The 256-nt window shown below is 66.0% G+C and carries 1 pseudogene; it reads left to right on the forward strand.

The features are described 5' to 3' along the window. Positions 1 to 256: pseudogene (locus ACVA58_RS28305) on the forward strand (acyl-ACP--UDP-N-acetylglucosamine O-acyltransferase); the annotation flags it as partial.

The raw sequence follows: 256 nt of genomic DNA on the forward strand, positions 1-256 counted from the left end.
GTATCACGTCCATCGGCGACGACAACTGGATCATGGCCTACGTGCACATCGCGCACGACTGCCGCGTGGGCAACCACACCGTGTTCTCGAGCAACGCGCAGATTGCCGGCCACGTGGAAGTGGGCGACTGGGCCATCCTGGGCGGTATGTCGGGCGTGCACCAGTTCGTGCGCATCGGTGCGCATGCGATGCTGGGCGGTGCGTCTGCGCTGGTGCAGGACGTGCCGCCGTTCGTGATTGCCGCGAGCGACAAGGG

This window comes from Photobacterium sp. DNB22_13_2 (assembly GCF_052873915.1).